We start from the raw sequence: 16,865 nt of genomic DNA, 5'->3' as shown, positions 1-16,865 counted from the left end.
CATGGCGGCTGATCTCGGTAAGAAGGACGACGTCACCGAGGGCGCCCCGCTCAAGGTGCACGACCTGCGTCCGGCCCCCGGCGCCAAGAAGGCCAAGATCCGCAAGGGTCGCGGCGAGGCGTCCAAGGGCAAGACCGCGGGCCGCGGCACCAAGGGCACCAAGGCCCGCAACACGGTCCCCGTCGGTTTCGAGGGCGGCCAGATGCCGCTGATCCGCCGGGTGCCGAAGCTGAAGGGCTTCAAGAACCCGAACCGGGTCGAGTTCCAGGTCGTGAACCTGGACAAGCTCGCCGCCCTCTACCCCGAGGGGGGCGAGGTCACCGCGGAGGATCTGGCGGCCAAGGGCGCCGTCCGCCGCGGCCGTCCGGTCAAGGTCCTCGGCACCGGCGACATCTCCGTCGCGGTTCAGGTGAAGGCGCACGCCTTCTCCGGCGCCGCCAAGGAGAAGATCGCCGCCGCCGGTGGTACCGCCGACGAGCTGTAGGAAGAGACACCTTGATACCGGGGCCGTGTTCGCCATTCGCCGGGAGCCGTGAGTTCCTGGCGGCGGGCGGGACGGCCCCGGTGCCATCTGCTGTTAGAGTCACACGGGCGAAGGCGATCCGGGTGAGATTCCACACTCCGGTATCTCAGCGGGTATCCTCCGCCCGAAATCATGGACCTGTAACCGGCCCCTCGGTGGCCATGAACTCGCCAGTCACGCAGGAGGAATGGTGCTGACCGCGTTCGCTCGGGCTTTCCGTACGCCTGACCTGCGTAAAAAACTGTTGTTCACGTTGTTCATCATCTTGGTGTTCCGGCTCGGGTCGATCATCCCGACGCCGAACGTCGACGTGGGCGTGTTGAAGGAGACCGCGGACGCGGCCAAAGAGAGCAATCAGCTCTATGGCCTGGTCGACCTGTTCAGCGGCGGTGCGCTGCTGAGGCTGTCGATCTTCGCGCTGGGGATCATGCCGTACATCACGGCAAGCATCATCCTTCAGCTGCTCGTGGTGGTGATCCCACGCCTGGAGGCCCTGAAGAAAGAGGGCCAGGCAGGCACGACGAAGATCACCCAGTACACCCGTTACCTGACGGTCGGGCTGGCGATTCTGCAGGCCACCGGCATTGTGGCGATGGCGAGCACCGGGCAGTTGTTCCAGGGTGTGTCCGGCTCCGGGGACATCCTGTACGAGACGAGCATCTTCCCGATCGTCACGATGGTCATCTGCATGGTGGCGGGCACCACGGTCATCATGTGGCTGGGTGAGCTGATCACCGACCGGGGCGTCGGCAACGGCATGTCGCTGCTGATCTTCACGCAGGTGGTGGCGGTCTTCCCCGCCCAGTTCTGGAGCATCTACAAGGCCAAGGGCGGCCTCGTCTTCGCGGTCGTGCTGATCGTCGGCATGGCGATCATGGCCGGTGTCGTGTTCGTCGAGCAGGCGCAGCGGCGCATCCCCGTCCAGTACGCCAAGCGCATGGTGGGCCGCCGCATGTACGGCGGGACCTCGACCTACATCCCGCTGAAGGTGAACCAGGCCGGCATCATCCCGATCATCTTCGCGTCGTCGCTGCTCTACCTGCCGGTTCTGGCGACCCAGCTGTGGCCCGACGCCAAGTGGCTGCAGAAGGTCCAGCCGTACCTCCAGCAGGACAACGCCTGGCACATGGCGATCTACTTCGGCTTCATCATCTTCTTCACCTACTTCTACGTGGCGATCACGTTCAACCCCACTGAAGTAGCCGACAACATGAAGAAGTATGGTGGTTTCATCCCAGGTATCCGCCCTGGCCGGCCGACCGCCGAATACCTCGACTTCGTGCTGACCAGGATCACCACACCCGGTGCCCTGTACCTGGGGCTCGTGTCCCTGATTCCGATGGTGGCGTTCGCACTCCTGAACGCGACCCAGGAGTTCCCCTTCGGCGGCGCGAGCATCCTCATCATCGTCGGCGTCGGACTGGATACCGTGAAGCAGATCGAGAGTCAGCTGCAGCAGCGCAACTACGAGGGTTTCCTGCGGTAGTGCGTATCGTCCTGGTGGGCCCCCCTGGAGCGGGCAAGGGGACGCAGGCCCAGTTCATCGCATCGCATCTGTCCATCCCGAAGATATCGACAGGTGACATCTTCCGCGCCAACGTGAGCGGCGGCACCGAGCTCGGCCGGCAGGCCAAGCAGTTCATGGACCGCGGCGACCTGGTGCCCGACGAGGTAACGATCGCGATGGTGCGCGACCGGCTCGGCGAGGACGACGCCCGCGACGGGTTCCTGCTCGACGGGTTCCCCCGCAACGTCCCGCAGGCGGAGACGCTGAAGAAGATCCTCGCGGAGTGGGACACCCGGCTCGACATCGTCCTGGAACTGGTGGTCGACGAGGACGAGGTCGTCCGGCGGCTGTCGGGTCGCCGCACCTGCGACAAGTGCGGCCGGATCTGGCACGTCGACTTCGACGACAAGCAGGACGACATCTGCGACGACTGCGGAGGCCGCCTGTTCCAGCGCGACGACGACAAAGAAGAGGTCGTCATGCATCGGCTGGAGGTCTACAAGCAGGACACGGCCCCGCTGGTGCAGTTCTACGCCGACGAGCACATCCTGGTCGGCATCGACGCGACGGGCCCGGTCGAAGAGGTTACCAAGCGCGCGTTGACCGCGCTCCGCCCGCTGGAGAAGTGACGGTGGCGGCGCGGGGCCGCGGCCCCGCGCCCGCCCCGCCCTGCTGCCGCCGCCCGGAATCGGCGGCCCTGTTCAGGGGGAGAGATGTTCAACAGACGACGTAGGCCCGAGATCCAGATGAAGACCGCGGAGCAGATCGAGCTGATGCGCGCCGCCGGGCTGCTGGTCGGCCGGACGCTGGAGCTTCTGCGGGAGGCCGTCAAGCCGGGGATCACGACCCTGGACCTGGACCGGCTCGCGGAGCGGCACATCCGCGACAACGGCGGCGTCCCGTCCTTCAAGGGCTACCACGGCTTCACGGGGACGATCTGCGCGTCGATCAACGAGGAGATCGTGCACGGCATCCCGGCCGCCGGGAAGGTGCTGCGGGACGGCGACGTCATCTCCATCGACTGCGGCGCGATCGTCGAGGGCTGGCACGGCGACGCGGCGATCACCGTCCCGGTGGGGGAGATCTCCGCGGAGCTGCGGCGGCTCCTGGAGGTGACCGAGGCGTCCCTGTGGCACGGTCTCGCGGCCGGGAGGGCCGGGGCCAGGCTCACGGACATGTCGCACGCGATCGAGGCTCACATTCGCTCTCAGGGCGCCTACGGCATCGTCGAGGGCTACGGCGGGCACGGCATCGGCACCGAGATGCACATGGACCCGCTGATCCCGAACCACGGCGCGGCGGGGTACGGGCCCGTCCTGGAGCCGGGGATGTGCTTCGCGGTGGAGCCGATGGTGAACCTCGGCACGAAGGAGACCGTGGAACTGGACGACGGCTGGACGGTCGTCACCCTCGACGGGCGCTCCTCGGCGCACTTCGAGCACACCTTCGCCGTCACGCCCGAAGGCCCGCGCGTCCTGACGGCCCTCGACGAAGGCCGCGACTGGTTCGCGAAGCTCGGCGTCGAGGCTTACGCCAAGGACTGAATCGGTCGCCGGAGGCTCAGCGTGTTCGTCCCCTCATAATGGGAAACGATGCTTCTTGCTGAGCGGAGGAACCATGGCGCCGAACCCTGACATCCGGGCCTCGGACGCCGACCGTGACCGGGTGGCGGCGAGCCTGCGGGAACACTGCGCCGAGGGCCGGATCACGATGGACGAGCTGCAGGAGCGGCTGGACGCGGTGTACGGGGCGAAGACCGTCGGGCAGCTCCAGGACGTCACCGCGGACCTGCCGGAGGAGGACCTCTACCAGCTTCCCGTCCCGGCGTCGCAGCCGAAGAGCACCGCGTCGCCCGCCAAGGTCCCGTCGCGGGAGCTGGACATCACCGGCAACCGGGCGATGTGGGCCACGTGGGCGATGGTCGGCGGGATCAACTTCACCATCTGGCTGATCATCGCCCTTGCGACCGGGTGGGTCTACCCGTGGTGGGTGTGGGTGGTGGGCCCGTGGGGCGCGGTCCTGCTCATCCGCACGCTCTTCGGCAACCGGCCGGGCGGCTGCTGACCGCGTGACCGCCACCGGGTGACCTGCTGACCGGCGACGCCCGGGGCGGCTTCGCCGCGGTCACTCGACGTCCATCAGGGGGCGGTAGTTCCCGGTCGGGACGAAGTGCGTGGTGGCGGTGCCGTCCTCGCCGACGAGGTGGATGGCGAACCCCGCGGGTTCCCCGGTGACGGCGGCGCGGCCCGGCTGGGTCAGGTCGAGGAACAGCTGCCGGTAGGTGCTGGGGCAGGTGGTGCTGACCGTCCCGGCGACGGAGCCGACCGAGGCGCGGTGGACGTGCCCGGAGATCACCCGCACCACCTGCCGGTGCTTGGAGATCACGGACGCGAAGCCCGCGGGGTCGACGAACCGCATGTCGTCGATGAACCGGATCCCGATGGGGAACGGCGGATGATGGGTGGCCACGACCGTCGGCGTCTCGGGGGCGGCGGCGAGCGTCGTGTCGAGCCAGGTGAGCCGGTCCTCGCTCATGTGCCCGTGCGGATGGCCGTCCACGGTGGTGTCGCAGCAGACGAGCCGCACGCCCGCGACGTCGACGGCGTACTGGACTGGGGCCCGTGGAACGGTCCCCGTCGCCACGACCGCCGCATGGTCGTTGAACACCTTGCGCATCTCGTCGCGGTCGTCGTGGTTGCCGGGCATGGGGTAGACGGCCATCGGCAGCGGGGACAGCAGCGCGTGCAGGCGGGCGTACTCGGCGGGCCGCCCGCCGTCGGCGAGGTCGCCGGTGAGCACGACGGCGTCGGGGCGGGCGGGCAGCGAGAGCAGGCTCGACACGGCCGCCCGCAGCGCGCGGACCGGCCCGGAGCCGTCGTCGACCTGCCCGTCGCGGCCGGCCGCCAGGTGGATATCGCTCAACTGCGCGATGATCGCCATCGATCCTTCCCCCTTGCCCAAGCACATCACGGACCCGCGGCCTAGGCACCCCCCTGAACCACCCCCGGGGCACCGGGACGATCTTCGCGCCCGCACGGCCCCACTGTCGACCCGGCCCCGCCGGAACGCCCTGGACCGCATCGGGTGCCCGGGCAGTGGACATACCGCTACCTTGCCTCCCAGCGAACGGTGGCGGAAGGGATGCGCATGTCGGTGATGTGGAAGCCCAGGGGGACCGGCCGGGTGTGCACTCTCGGCCGCCATGTGATCACAACTCCCCGTCTGCTGCTCCGCTCGCTGAGGTTGCGTGAGGGGCGTCTCGCCCAGGCCATCGGCAGCGACCCCGAGGCGCAACGGTGGCTCGGCTGGAGGCCGAAGAGTCTGGTGCCCGAGGACGAACGCGGCCGCCTGCTGGCGGTTCCGGCGTCCGGTGGGCGTTCCCGTTTCGGGCTGCCGGGCCGGTACGTGGAGACGGGGATGCTGGCGATCGATCCCGACGGCGGCCTGGCCGCCGGAGTGGTGACGCTGACCCCGGTTTCGGAGGACCTCTGCGAGCTGGGCGGTTACCTGGCGCCCGCCTATCGCGGCCGCGGGCTCGGGGCCGAACTGTTCGCGGCGGGCCTCGCGCTCGCCCAGCAGCATCTGCACGTCACCGAAGTCCGGGCGGGTGTGGAGCCCGAGAACGTCGCGAGCGTGCGCTCGCTGTGGCGGGCGGGCCTCGACCCGATCCCCGGCCCGCAGAGCCATCGCCTGTCGGACGGCCGGGTCATACCGGCCGCCTGGTACTCCGATGTCTCGCCGAACCCGGGGTGGTGCGCGTCGGCCTGGTGAGCGCGTCCGGGCGCGGCCGGGCGCCGCTCAGGCGACGTGCGGGATGACCAGGGACAGCGCCGAGGTGACTTCCTCGGGGGCGGGGGCCACGTCCGGGACCACGTCGCGGAGGGCGAGCCAGCCGTTGATCGCCTGGACGGTCGGCTTGGCCTCGACGAGCTGCGGGTCGTCCACCCCGTACCAGGCGGCCACCTTGGACCAGCGCCACAGCCGGTGGCCGGCGGTCGACATCTCCGACGAGGGGAAGCCGGTGACGCCGCGCGAACCGGTGATCGCGTGCCGGACCGAGTCGAGGGAACGTCCGACGCGCTCGCTGATGTCGCGGATCGTCAGCAGGGGGTCCGCCTCGACCTGGAGGACGTGCACGCCGGGCGCGCTCGTCTCGACGTGCTCCACCACCTCCATGATCGCCACCGCGAGGGTGCGGCCGGGCCAGCAGCAGGACGCGCTGCCCAGCCGGTCGGCCGAGCGGTCTGGCGAGCGGAGCTCGTCGTGCTGGGGCTCGCTGACGATCGACACCGTGACTCCGCCGTGCGTGCGGTCGAACAGCGGGTCCAGCTCGTCCTCGTAGAGGGGACGGCTGAGGATCAGCGCGAAGTCATAGCTCGGCATGCTGATCCTCCTCGGACGTATCTCTCCTCGAAAGGTACAACGCGCAGGCGAGGTATGCTTGGCTCGGGAGCGGTCTCCCGACCCGTATCATGCGTTGATTTCGCATAAGGCGACCGGTTGACGTAGACTCCTTTGTCGGTCCGTCGTCGGCCGCCTGATTCCCTGTTCCGGACGCTTCGAGCGTCGTCGTGGCGGTGGGTTGCGGCCGATTCTCCTCGGAGAACCGGGCCGAGTCCAATGAGCCGACCAGTGAAGCGCGGAGGACATGGCCAAGAAAGAAGGGGCCATCGAGATCGAGGGCACCGTCATCGAGTCCCTCCCGAACGCCATGTTCCGGGTGGAGCTCGACAACGGGCACAAGGTGCTCGCCCACATCAGCGGCAAGATGCGGATGCACTACATCCGGATCCTGCCGGACGACCGCGTTGTTGTGGAGCTGAGCCCCTACGACCTCACGCGCGGTCGGATCGTCTACCGCTACAAGTAAATCCGTCAATCCCACTGGGGTTGCCTTCCCCGTGCGTGGCGGCGCGGGGGTGACCCTGATCCCTAGGAGACCCAGTGAAGGTCAAGCCGAGCGTGAAGAAGATCTGCAACAAGTGCCGCGTCATCCGCCGGCACGGCCGGGTCATGGTGATCTGCTCCGACCCGCGCCACAAGCAGCGTCAGGGCTGACGCACAGCCCGCACAACAGCAAGCGCATCGCAGCCTTCACACGTGGCCGTACGTCCCCCCGGGGGCGACTCCCGGAACTCCGGGGGCGTTCCTTGATCGGGACGTGCGGCACCGTCGTGTGGAGGACCACCCTCGGACCGCCGGAGGCCGGGGCCGCCACCCGGGCAGGGTGTGTGCGGAAGCGACGCGTCCATACCTCCGCGAAATGAAGGGACTGCCCACGATGGCACGCCTCCTCGGCGTCGACCTCCCGCGCGAAAAGCGCCTGGAGGTCGCTCTCACCTACATCTTCGGCATCGGCCGTACGCGGGCGCTGGAGACCCTTGAGGGCACCGGCATCAGCGGCGACCTGCGCGTCCACCAGATGGGCGACGAAGAGATCATCAAGCTCCGCGACTGGATCGAGTCGAACTACAAGATCGAGGGTGATCTTCGACGCGAGGTCCAGGCGGACATCCGCCGCAAGATCGAGATCGGGTGCTACCAGGGCATCCGGCACCGCCGCGGGCTTCCGGTGCACGGTCAGCGCACGCAGACCAACGCGCGTACCCGCAAGGGCAAGAAGAAGACCGTGGCCGGCAAGAAGAAGGTCGGCAAGAAGTAGTCCGCACGGTCCCTGACCGGGGCCGTCTCCGGATCGATGACCTCAAGAGTAGAGAGAGCAGATGCCTCCTAAGAGCCGTGTCGGCGCCAAGAAGGTGCGCCGCAAGGAAAAGAAGAACGTCGCTCACGGGCACGCCCACATCAAGAGCACGTTCAACAACACGATCGTTTCGATCACCGACCCCAACGGCAACGTGATCTCCTGGGCCTCCTCGGGCCATGTCGGGTTCAAGGGCTCGCGCAAGTCCACCCCGTTCGCCGCGCAGCAGGCCGCCGAGGCCGCCGCCCGGCGCGCGATGGAGCACGGCATGCGCAAGGTCGACGTCTTCGTGAAGGGCCCGGGCTCGGGCCGCGAGACCGCCATCCGGTCGCTGCAGGCGACCGGCCTTGAGGTGGGCTCGATCCAGGACGTCACGCCCGTTCCGCACAACGGCTGCCGCCCGCCGAAGCGTCGCCGGGTCTGAGCAGGGGAGATCTAGAACAATGGCTCGTTACACCGGTGCGGACTGCAAGCTCTGCCGCCGCGAGAAGATGAAGCTGTTCCTCAAGGGCAGCAAGTGCGAGGGCCCCAAGTGCCCGATCGAGATCCGTCCTTACCCTCCGGGTGAGCACGGCCGCGGTCGGCCGAAGGAGACCGAGTACCTCCTGCAGCTCCGTGAGAAGCAGAAGGCCAAGCGCATCTACGGCGTGCTGGAGCGGCAGTTCAGCAATTACTACGTCGAGGCCAACCGCCAGCAGGGCAAGACGGGTGACAACCTGCTCACCCTCCTGGAGCGCCGCCTCGACAACGTGGTCTACCGCGCGGGCTTCTCCAAGTCCCGCGACATGGCCCGTCAGCTCATCCGCCACGGCCACATCCGGGTCAACGGCAAGAAGGTCGACATCCCGTCGGCGCTCGTGGGCGAGGCCGACATCGTCGACGTCAAGCCCAAGTCGCTGGAGATGACGCCCTTCCAGGTCGCCAAGGCCGAGGTCGGCGACCGTCCCGTCCCGGCGTGGCTCGGGGTGGACGGCGAGAAGATGCGGATCTTCATCCACTCGATGCCGGTCCGCCAGCAGATCGACGCTCCCGTCCAGGAGCAGCTGATCGTCGAGCTCTACTCCAAGTAAGGGCTCTGCGTCCGCCGGGATTTCGCGGCTCGTTCCGTGGGATCCCGGCGGTTCGGGGAACACTCAAGAACGCGGTAGTCAAATAGCGGGCACCGCGGAAAGAAGGCACAACCATGCTCATCGCTCAGCGTCCCACTCTCACCGAAGAGCAGGTCGACGAGTACCGGTCGCGGTTCACCATCGAGCCGCTGGAGCCGGGCTTCGGCTACACGATCGGCAACTCGCTGCGTCGTACCCTGCTCTCCTCGATCCCCGGTGCGGCCGTCACCAGCATCCGCATCGAGGGCGTCCTGCACGAGTTCTCCACCGTGCCCGGGGTCAAGGAGGATGTCACCGACATCATCCTGAACCTCAAGGAGCTCGTCGTCTCGTCCGAGCACGACGAGCCGGTCGTCATGTACCTGCGCAAGCAGGGCCCGGGCGAGGTGACCGCGGCCGACATCGCGCCGCCGGCGGGCGTCGAGGTCCACAACCCGGACCTGCACATCGCCACGCTGAACAACAAGGCCAAGCTGGAGATGGAGCTGACGGTCGAGCGCGGCCGCGGCTACGTCTCGGCCGCGCAGAACAAGCAGCCGGGCCAGGAGATCGGCCGGGTCCCGATCGACTCCATCTACTCGCCCGTGCTGAAGGTCACCTACAAGGTCGAGGCGACCCGAGTCGAGCAGCGCACCGACTTCGACCGCCTCATCCTGGACGTGGAGACCAAGCAGGCGATGCTGCCGCGCGACGCGGTCGCCTCCGCCGGCAAGACCCTCGTCGAGCTGTTCGGCCTCGCCCGGGAGCTCAACGTCGAGGCCGAGGGCATCGACATGGGCCCGTCCCCGACGGACGCCGCGCTCGCCGCGGACCTGGCCCTGCCGATCGAGGAGCTGAACCTCACCGTCCGCTCCTACAACTGCCTCAAGCGCGAGGGCATCCACTCGGTGGGCGAGCTCGTCGCCCGCAGCGAGCAGGACCTGCTCGACATCCGCAACTTCGGCGCCAAGTCGATCGAAGAGGTCAAGCAGAAGCTCAACGACATGGGCCTGTCGCTGAAGGACTCCCCGCCCGGGTTCGACCCGAGCGCGGCGGCGGACGCCTACAGCGACGACGACCAGAGCTACGCCGAGACCGAGCAGTACTGACAAATCCAGATTCCGGCGGCCGGGGGCCCGTTCCCCGGCCGCCCGGAACCAGCTGACGCCGGTACCTGGTACGGCCGGCGCAGGAAGGAAGCACCATGCCCAAGCCCACCAAGGGCACGCGCCTCGGCGGCAGCGCCGCGCACCAGAAGCTGATTCTGGCGAACCTGGCGACGGCGCTGTTCGAGCACGGCCGGATCACCACCACCGAGGCCAAGGCCCGGCGGGTGCGTCCGCTGGCGGAGAAGCTGATCACCAAGGCGAAGAAGGGCGACCTGCACAACCGTCGCCTCGCGGCGAGGACGATCCGCGACAAGAGCGTCCTGCACGAGCTCTTCACCGAGATCGCGCCGCGCTTCGCGGACCGTCCCGGTGGCTACACCCGCATCACCAAGATCGGTCCGCGCAAGGGCGACGCTGCCCCGATGGCCGTGATCGAACTGGTGGCCGAGCCCATGCCGGCCGCCACCGTCACGACCGCGCCGAAGGTAAGCGAGGAGGAACTCCCCGCCGAGGGCGAGGTCACCCTCAGCAAGGCCGAGGACACGAAGGACGAGGCGGCGGAAACCGAAGACAACGAGGGCGACGCTAAGTAAAGTGCCGGTTGCCAAGGGTGCGCCCCGTGCATGCGGGGATGATCCGGGCGACAACGCCCCCATGGCTGTGATCGAGCGGTGCTCCCCGCGCACGCGGGGTTGATCGATCCCTTGGCCATTGCGTTGACGGTTTCGGCCGACATGATGAACGGGCCCGCCGATCCCCCTCCGGGACGGCGGGCCTGATCTTTGCCAGACTTGATCCCATGGTCATGTCAGGGGGGCGACGATTGCCGGGGAGCGTGTCAGGGGAGTGCCCGATGAATACTGCTCATCGGGAGGAATGGACGGGCAGTGGCGCAAAGGGACAATCCGGCTGACATGACCGCTCTTGTACGACTCCGGCTCGACATCTCCTACGACGGGTCGGACTTCGCGGGCTGGGCGAGACAGCCGAACCAGCGGACCGTCCAGGGCGTCATCGAGGACGCGCTGGCGCGCATGCTGCGACTGGATCCGCCGCCCATGCTCACCGTCGCCGGCCGCACCGACGCCGGCGTCCACGCCCGGGGCCAGGTCGCCCATCTGGTGGTGCCCGTCGCGGCGTACTCCGCGATCAACGGGACGATGCCGCGTCGCCTGGCGGGGCTGCTGCCGCCCGATGTGCGGGTGTGGCGCGTGTCGATCGCCCCGGAGGGGTTCGACGCGCGGTTCTCGGCGCTGTCGCGCCGCTACGTGTACAAGGTGTGCGACAACCCGTTCGGTGTGGAGCCGCTGCGCCGCCACGACGTGCTGTGGCATCCGCGTCCCCTGAATCTGGACCGGATGAACGAGGCCGCGCGGCTGCTGGTGGGCGAGAACGACTTCGCCGCGTACTGCCGCAGGCGGGAGGGCGCGACGACCATCCGGGAACTGCTGCGCTACGAGTGGGCCCGCGATGAGCGCGACCCGTATCTCGCTCTCGCGACCGTGGAGGCGGACGCGTTCTGCCATTCGATGGTCCGCGCGCTCATCGGTGCGCTGCTGATGGTCGGGGACGGACGCCGCGAGGTGGAGTGGCCCGCCGAGGTGCTGGCCGCCCGCGTCCGCGACTCGGGGGTGACCGTGGTGTCCGCGCACGGGCTGTCGCTGGAGGAGATCCGCTACCCGGACGACGACAGCCTGGCCAAGCGCGCGCAGGAGACGCGCCGCGTCCGGACGCTCAACGCCGCCGCCGCGGCCGGCGCGGAGCCGCCCACGGCGGCGACCGACCTGGAGGCCCGGGGCTAGCCCCGGGCGCGGGCCATGATCGGTCGGAGGTCGTAGTCCAGGAACTGCTGGGCCGCCTGCTTGATCACCGGGTCGCCGGGCTGGGCGTTCTTGCCGTTCGCCCACTGGACGTAGGCGTAGGCGACGTACCGTCCGCGGACCGTCGCGGCGGCGTACCCGCCCGCCCGGTCGAGGTCGGGGTTGTGCTTGCTGCCCATGCCGCGGAACCACTCGTACCTGGCGGGATCCCCGGCCTGGCTCACCCTGAGCGCGGACTCCTTCGTCGGCATCACCGCGATCCCGGACGTGACCGCCAGCGACCGGGAGCGGTCGACGAAGGTCGCCCGGATGATCTTGCGGCATTTCTCCTGCTTGAGCACCTGGAGCATGGAGCCCCGGGCCGCGTACGACACCTCGCGGTTGAGCGACCAGCGGTCGAGGGTGAAGGTGCGTCCGCCGAGCTTGACGACCCCGGTGGGGAACACGTCCTTGAACGCGAGCGGCTCGGTGTCGGCCCGCTCGTCGGTGATGTCCACCCCCGTGGTCGGGATGGGCGGTGCGGGGGACTGCGTGTCCGCCGGGGTGGGCTTGGGCTCGGCCGCGGCGGGTGACTCGGTGGCCTTCACATCCGCGGCCTGCTCGCCGCTGGATCCCGTCCCGCCGATGGTGAACAGGGCGACGGCCGCGGCGAGGATCACCGCCGCGCCGCCGCCGATCAGCAGCGGCCGGCGCTTGCCGCCGCCGCCGCTCTTGGGCGTGCCCTGGGGAGGCGGGCCCGGCGGTGGTGGCGTGTCGAGCGGGACGCCGCCCTCCGTGTGGTAGACCGGCGCGATCACGGCGGCCTGCTCGGCGGTCACCGCGGCTTCCACGGGCGGCTCGGACTGCGGGAACGGTCCGCTGCCGGTGGGCGGCGCGACGCCGACCGGCAGGATCGCGTCCGGTTCGAGGACCGGCCCGGGCGAAGCGGCGGACGTGTCCTCCGCATGCCTGGCCTTCTCGAAGGCCGACGGCTCCGCGGCCTCCTCCGGCGCGGCCGGAGCCTCGGGGCGCTGGGCCGCTTCGGAGGGGCGGTCTTCCGCCGCGTTCTTCACGACGGTCTCGTCCACGGCGGCTTCGTCCTCTGTCGTGTCGTGGTCGGGGGAGTCCGGAGAGCCCGGAGGTTCGGCGTCGGCACCGGCCTGTGGGTCGTCCGCCGGTGCATCGTCCTCCGGCCGGATGGCGGGGAAGCCGTCGGGGTCGGTGTCGCCGGACGCCAGTGGTCGCTTCACGATCGGCTCGGCGGGGACGGCCCGGCGGGAGTCGATGGTGGGCACGCCGACGCCGGCGACGAGCGTCCCGGGCGGGACGCCGACGGCCCCGGGGCCGGGCGGATCGTCCGCGGCGGGTTCGGCGCCGAAGACGACCTCGTCGTCCGGTGCCTCGGCGGGCGTCTCCTCGGAGACCGGGCCTTCGGCGGGCGTGCCTGTGGTGACCGGGTCTGTGGTGACCGGGCCTGCGGTGGGCGTGCCTTCGGCGGGCGGGGCCGTCTCCGAGGACTCGGCGGCCCACCAGGGAGCCTGCAGGCCGAACGCGGGCAGCCGGAGGGAGGCGGACGCCGTGGGCTCCGCCTCTCCGGCGGAGGGCGCCGCGTCCGCCGGAGGCGGGTCGGCCGGGGGGACCGCGCCGCCGAAGCTGGGCGGCGCCGAGTCGGAGGGGACGGCCGGCGTCCCCGCCTGCTCGGCGGAGTCCCGGGTGTCTCTAGGTCCAGACATAGGCAGAGAGGGTATTCAAACCGGTCACTTCTGGAGGGGCTTGCCTTCGGTTTCCCTGTAGTGCAGGGCCAGCGCCAGGTTGCTGCCCTTCACCATCTCCATACCGAAGATGCGGACGGTGTTATGGTACTTCTTCGCGATTTTCTTGCCGTCCGGCCGCTGAACCCACGTCATGAGCAGGTAGTGGCCGCGGGCCTGCGAGGTGCCGAGCGCCTCGCCCTTGCCGTTGGTCTTGGAGACGCCCTTGCCCGGCAGTGCCAGCAGGAAGGCGTCCTTGTCGGCGGCGGCCTTGACGGCCTTCTCCGCGGCGGCCTCGGTCTCGAGGTTGAACACGCCGACGGTGCCGATGAGCTGGCCCTCCGTCAGCGCGTAGGTCGCGCGCAGCGCCTGCGTGCAGTCGCCCTGCTTGAGGGCCTTATCCAGTGCGGCGCCGCCGACGACGGCGGTGCAGCTCTTCTTGGAACTCGCGGCCGTCCGCACGTACTTGTGGCCGCGCGCCTCGAACTTCCCGTTGCCGAAGACCTCCTTGAGCGTCAGCGGCTTGGGGTCGGTGACGCGGCTCTTCAGCTTCACCGGCGCCAGGACGGGCTTCGTGGGGCTCGGCGTGGGCGTCGGTGTCACGGCCTGGGCCGGCTTCGGGTCCTTCTTCTCGGAGTCGCCTTCCAGCACCGACGACAGCCCGATGCCGCCGGCGATGAGCAGGAGCCCCGCGGCCGCCGCGCCACCGATGATCAGTGGCAGGTTGCGGCGCCGCTCGGGCCGGGGCGGCCCGCCGGGCGGCCCGCCGGACGGCCCGGGCGGCATGCCTCCGCCGGGGCCGTACGGGTCCTCGAACCGGTCGCCGCCGAACTGGTCGCCGCCGTACCGGTCCGCTTCGAACTGGCCCGGCGGGTACGAGCCGTGCGCGTTGCCCGCGACGGGCTCGTCGCCCCAGGCGGCGGTCTGCTCCGCCGGCCCGCCGAACGGCTCACTGCCGAACGGCTCACTGCCGAACGGCTCACTGCCGAACGGCTCGCCGCCGAAGGGCTCACCCGGCGGCCCGCCGCCCTGCGGCATCACGCCGGGCCCCGCGTCGCGCGGCGCGAAGGGGGCTTCGTGGTCGGGACGGCCGTACGGCGGCACTTCGGCTCCGGGTCCGTACGGCGTGTGCGGCGGCTGCCGAGGGGGCCGGCCGCCGGGCTGGCCTTGATCGCCCGGATAACCCATGCGTTGGACCTTACCTTTCCTCGTTCAGGGCTCGGGACCTTCGGAACACCCACCATGACATGGGGGCGAATCGGACGCCGGGGATTTGCCGAAGGTCACTTGCCGGAGCGGGGGCGGGTCACTTCCAGCCGAAATTCTGCGTCCAGAGCGGCCCGCCGGAGCCGGATGCCTTGCCCACGCCGATGGCGCGCAGGTCACAGTTCAGGATGTTGGCCCGGTGCCCGGGACTGTTCATCCAGCCCTCCATCACGGCCGCCGGAGTGGGGTAGCCCTTGGCGATGTTCTCCGCGCCGGGGCTCGGGTAGCCGGCGTCCTCCATCCGCTTCCACGGGCTGTCGCCGTTCTGCGACGTGTGCGAGAAGTAGTCGTTGGCCGCCATGTCGGCGGAGTGCCTGCGGGCCGAGGTGACGAGCCGCTGGTCGATGCGCAGCGGTTTGCAGCCGGCCTCGGCGCGCTCGGCGTTGGTGAGCGACACCACGGCCGCCTCGGGGCCGGACGATCCCGACGACGAGCCGCCGGAACCGCCCGAGCCGCCGGAGGAGGTTCCGCCGCCGGACGGTTCCCTGGTCGACGCCGGCGGCTCACTGGACTTGGACGGCTCGGCGGCCGTGCGGCTCGGGTCGCGCATCGCCTTCAGCGGTGGCGTCCGCACGTCCCCGGTGGGCGCCGGGGCGCCGCCGGACGGCTGTGCGCCGCCCGCGCCGCCCGACGTCTCGGGAGTGCGCGACGGGTCGCTCTGCGGCCCGGGCGGGACCACGGTGGACGGCCGCGTGTCGGGCCCGGACGCGGACGTCCGCTCCGACCGGAGTTCGGGCAGCAGGAAACGGTCGATCGCCACGCCGGTGCTGATGGCGAGACCGGACGCGGTGACGGCCACCACGATGCCGGTCATGCCCTTGGCCCGGGAGCGCTTGCGTCCCTTGCCCGGCGGGCGGCCGCCCGGGGGCCTGCCGCCCTGGGGCCGGCGGCCGCCGCCGGGCGGCGGTCCCGAGTGGGACGCGGCGCGGCGTGGACCACCGGCGACGAGTTCGTCGCGAGACGGGGAGGCGCCGCGCACGGCGGCGTCACGAGGTGCGGCGCCGTCCCGCCCGGTGTGTCCGGGGCGGCGGCGTCCGGCGGGTTCGCCTGGTCTGCGGGGAGTAGACAGCGGGGGGCTCCCGTGTGCGGGCCGACCGGAGCCGGCGTGGACCTGGTCGCCCGGCACAATATCCTCATATGTACATCTGGTAACGAAGATCGCCCGAAAAAGGATCAAGTACTACATAGGGTGATCATCAGGATGCCGACCGTCTCGCGAGAAGGCCGGCCCCGGCGGGACGTGACGCCACCGCCTTGACCACCCGGTGTGCGGGCCCGGCGCGGCGGTCGCGTCCCTGCTTTGCTCTTCGCTTCGCGGCCAGGTATTCTGCGTGTTTGTTGTGTGCGTCGACGCCTGCCCGGTGCGGGCGTCCAGGCGACGCGACGACGTGTCGGTGTGCCCCGGAGTGCTCGCGCTTTCGGCGTGGGCGCCGGTTACGGGCCCCGGCCTCCCGGAGCGCCAGGTCGGACGAGGTTTCTGATCGGCGCGAGCAGGATTCCGCTGAGAACTATCACCCGTCCGCGAGGGCGGGCGAGGACCGAAACCGCTGAGAAGTCGACGAGAAACGAAGGCCTACGACCGTGCGCACGTACACCCCTAAGCCCGCTGACGTCCAGCGTCAGTGGTACGTCATCGACGCGACCGATGTCGTGCTGGGCCGTCTCGCCAGTCAGGTCGCGCAGCTGCTTCGGGGTAAGCACAAGCCGATCTACGCCCCGCATCTCGACACCGGTGACTTCGTCGTCATCGTGAACGCCGACAAGGTGTCGCTGTCGGGCAACAAGGCCGAGCGCAAGCGGGCCTACCGGCACTCCGGCTACCCGGGCGGCCTGCGGTCGGTGTCCTACACCGAGCTGCTGGCCAAGAACCCCGAGCGCGCCGTCGAGAAGGCGATCAAGGGCATGCTGCCCAAGAACTCCCTCGGCCGGAAGATGTTCGGCAAGGTGAAGGTCTACGCCGGGCCGGACCACCCGCACCAGGCGCAGAAGCCGGTTCCGTTCGAGATCACCCAGATCAGCCAGATCAGCAAGTAGAAGCGCGCACGAGCCGATCGTGCGCGTCCTGGAACACGCGTCCAGGAACACGTGGCCGCCGGGGCACCCGCAGGACGCGGGCCAGCC

At 69.9% G+C, this 16,865-nt stretch carries 20 protein-coding genes; 15 read left to right on the top strand and 5 right to left on the bottom strand.

The window, feature by feature from the left end; all coding sequences use genetic code 11:
* Position 1 precedes the first annotated feature (1 nt).
* From rplO to AB0C35_RS00400, 5 genes are all read left to right on the top strand, one after another.
* Positions 2–484, top strand: a complete 483-nt coding sequence (gene rplO / locus AB0C35_RS00420) for a 50S ribosomal protein L15 (protein WP_358448861.1) — start codon at positions 2–4, stop codon at positions 482–484.
* A gap of 229 nt (positions 485–713) precedes the next feature.
* Positions 714–2,009, top strand: coding sequence for a preprotein translocase subunit SecY (gene secY, locus AB0C35_RS00415; RefSeq protein ID WP_358449828.1), 1,296 nt, complete (start codon positions 714–716; stop codon positions 2,007–2,009).
* Positions 2,009–2,659, top strand: a complete 651-nt coding sequence (locus AB0C35_RS00410; RefSeq protein ID WP_358448859.1) for an adenylate kinase — start codon at positions 2,009–2,011, stop codon at positions 2,657–2,659. Before secY ends, AB0C35_RS00410 begins: the two co-directional genes overlap by 1 nt.
* An 84-nt stretch (positions 2,660–2,743) precedes the next feature.
* Entirely contained in the window at positions 2,744–3,574 is an 831-nt protein-coding gene (map, locus tag AB0C35_RS00405; RefSeq protein WP_358448857.1) for a type I methionyl aminopeptidase, read from the top strand.
* A 73-nt stretch (positions 3,575–3,647) separates the two neighbouring features.
* Complete coding sequence (locus tag AB0C35_RS00400; RefSeq protein WP_358448855.1) at positions 3,648–4,094, top strand: DUF1707 domain-containing protein; 447 nt, start codon at positions 3,648–3,650, stop codon at positions 4,092–4,094.
* Between the two features lie 60 nt (positions 4,095–4,154).
* Here AB0C35_RS00400 and AB0C35_RS00395 read toward each other — a convergent pair whose 3' ends face one another.
* The gene (locus AB0C35_RS00395; protein ID WP_358448853.1) at positions 4,155–4,970 is read right to left on the bottom strand and encodes a phosphodiesterase; all 816 of its coding nucleotides are present in this window, start codon (positions 4,968–4,970) and stop codon (positions 4,155–4,157) included.
* 264 nt (positions 4,971–5,234) lie between these two features.
* Here AB0C35_RS00395 and AB0C35_RS00390 point away from each other — a divergent pair, with 264 nt between their 5' ends.
* Positions 5,235–5,801 (top strand): GNAT family N-acetyltransferase, encoded by a 567-nt coding sequence (locus AB0C35_RS00390; protein ID WP_358448851.1) that lies wholly within the window; start codon positions 5,235–5,237, stop codon positions 5,799–5,801.
* A 27-nt stretch (positions 5,802–5,828) separates the two neighbouring features.
* On the opposite strand, the gene AB0C35_RS00385 is transcribed toward AB0C35_RS00390, so the two are convergent.
* On the bottom strand, positions 5,829–6,413 hold the full coding sequence (locus tag AB0C35_RS00385) for a hypothetical protein (protein WP_358448849.1): 585 nt from the start codon (positions 6,411–6,413) through the stop codon (positions 5,829–5,831).
* Between the two features lie 265 nt (positions 6,414–6,678).
* Between AB0C35_RS00385 and infA the strand changes: the two genes are divergently transcribed.
* From infA to truA, 8 genes are all read left to right on the top strand, one after another.
* The gene (infA, locus tag AB0C35_RS00380) at positions 6,679–6,900 is read left to right on the top strand and encodes a translation initiation factor IF-1 (RefSeq protein WP_358448847.1); all 222 of its coding nucleotides are present in this window, start codon (positions 6,679–6,681) and stop codon (positions 6,898–6,900) included.
* Positions 6,901–6,974: 74 nt separating this feature from the next.
* On the top strand, positions 6,975–7,088 hold the full coding sequence (rpmJ, locus tag AB0C35_RS00375; RefSeq protein ID WP_021596712.1) for a 50S ribosomal protein L36: 114 nt from the start codon (positions 6,975–6,977) through the stop codon (positions 7,086–7,088).
* 223 nt (positions 7,089–7,311) lie between these two features.
* Positions 7,312–7,692: a 30S ribosomal protein S13 gene (rpsM, locus tag AB0C35_RS00370; RefSeq protein ID WP_358449826.1), complete on the top strand. Its 381-nt coding sequence runs from the start codon at positions 7,312–7,314 to the stop codon at positions 7,690–7,692.
* Between the two features lie 61 nt (positions 7,693–7,753).
* Positions 7,754–8,155, top strand: a complete 402-nt coding sequence (gene rpsK / locus AB0C35_RS00365) for a 30S ribosomal protein S11 (protein WP_021596710.1) — start codon at positions 7,754–7,756, stop codon at positions 8,153–8,155.
* 19 nt (positions 8,156–8,174) lie between these two features.
* Positions 8,175–8,801, top strand: a complete 627-nt coding sequence (gene rpsD / locus AB0C35_RS00360) for a 30S ribosomal protein S4 (RefSeq protein ID WP_358448845.1) — start codon at positions 8,175–8,177, stop codon at positions 8,799–8,801.
* Between the two features lie 113 nt (positions 8,802–8,914).
* Positions 8,915–9,928 (top strand): DNA-directed RNA polymerase subunit alpha, encoded by a 1,014-nt coding sequence (locus AB0C35_RS00355; RefSeq protein ID WP_358448843.1) that lies wholly within the window; start codon positions 8,915–8,917, stop codon positions 9,926–9,928.
* Between the two features lie 95 nt (positions 9,929–10,023).
* Positions 10,024–10,521, top strand: coding sequence for a 50S ribosomal protein L17 (gene rplQ, locus AB0C35_RS00350; RefSeq protein WP_358448841.1), 498 nt, complete (start codon positions 10,024–10,026; stop codon positions 10,519–10,521).
* A gap of 321 nt (positions 10,522–10,842) precedes the next feature.
* Positions 10,843–11,730 carry a tRNA pseudouridine(38-40) synthase TruA gene (gene truA, locus AB0C35_RS00345; protein ID WP_358448839.1) on the top strand — a complete coding sequence of 296 codons (888 nt, stop codon included), beginning with the start codon at positions 10,843–10,845 and terminating at the stop codon, positions 11,728–11,730.
* On the opposite strand, the gene AB0C35_RS00340 is transcribed toward truA, so the two are convergent.
* From AB0C35_RS00340 to AB0C35_RS00330, 3 genes are all read right to left on the bottom strand, one after another.
* Positions 11,727–13,460, bottom strand: a complete 1,734-nt coding sequence (locus tag AB0C35_RS00340; protein ID WP_358448837.1) for a hypothetical protein — start codon at positions 13,458–13,460, stop codon at positions 11,727–11,729. The genes truA and AB0C35_RS00340 overlap by 4 nt on opposite strands.
* A gap of 24 nt (positions 13,461–13,484) precedes the next feature.
* The gene (locus AB0C35_RS00335; protein ID WP_358448835.1) at positions 13,485–14,666 is read right to left on the bottom strand and encodes a hypothetical protein; all 1,182 of its coding nucleotides are present in this window, start codon (positions 14,664–14,666) and stop codon (positions 13,485–13,487) included.
* 118 nt (positions 14,667–14,784) lie between these two features.
* Positions 14,785–15,723, bottom strand: coding sequence for a CAP domain-containing protein (locus AB0C35_RS00330; protein ID WP_358448833.1), 939 nt, complete (start codon positions 15,721–15,723; stop codon positions 14,785–14,787).
* 602 nt (positions 15,724–16,325) lie between these two features.
* Here AB0C35_RS00330 and rplM point away from each other — a divergent pair.
* Positions 16,326–16,778, top strand: a complete 453-nt coding sequence (gene rplM / locus AB0C35_RS00325; RefSeq protein ID WP_358448831.1) for a 50S ribosomal protein L13 — start codon at positions 16,326–16,328, stop codon at positions 16,776–16,778.
* Positions 16,779–16,865: the final 87 nt, after the last annotated feature.

The sequence above is a fragment of the Spirillospora sp. NPDC048819 genome (genome assembly GCF_040650055.1).
Classification (GTDB): domain Bacteria; phylum Actinomycetota; class Actinomycetes; order Streptosporangiales; family Streptosporangiaceae; genus Spirillospora.
Note: the sequence above shows the minus strand (reverse complement) of the source record. Positions and strands in the feature narration are given on the sequence as shown.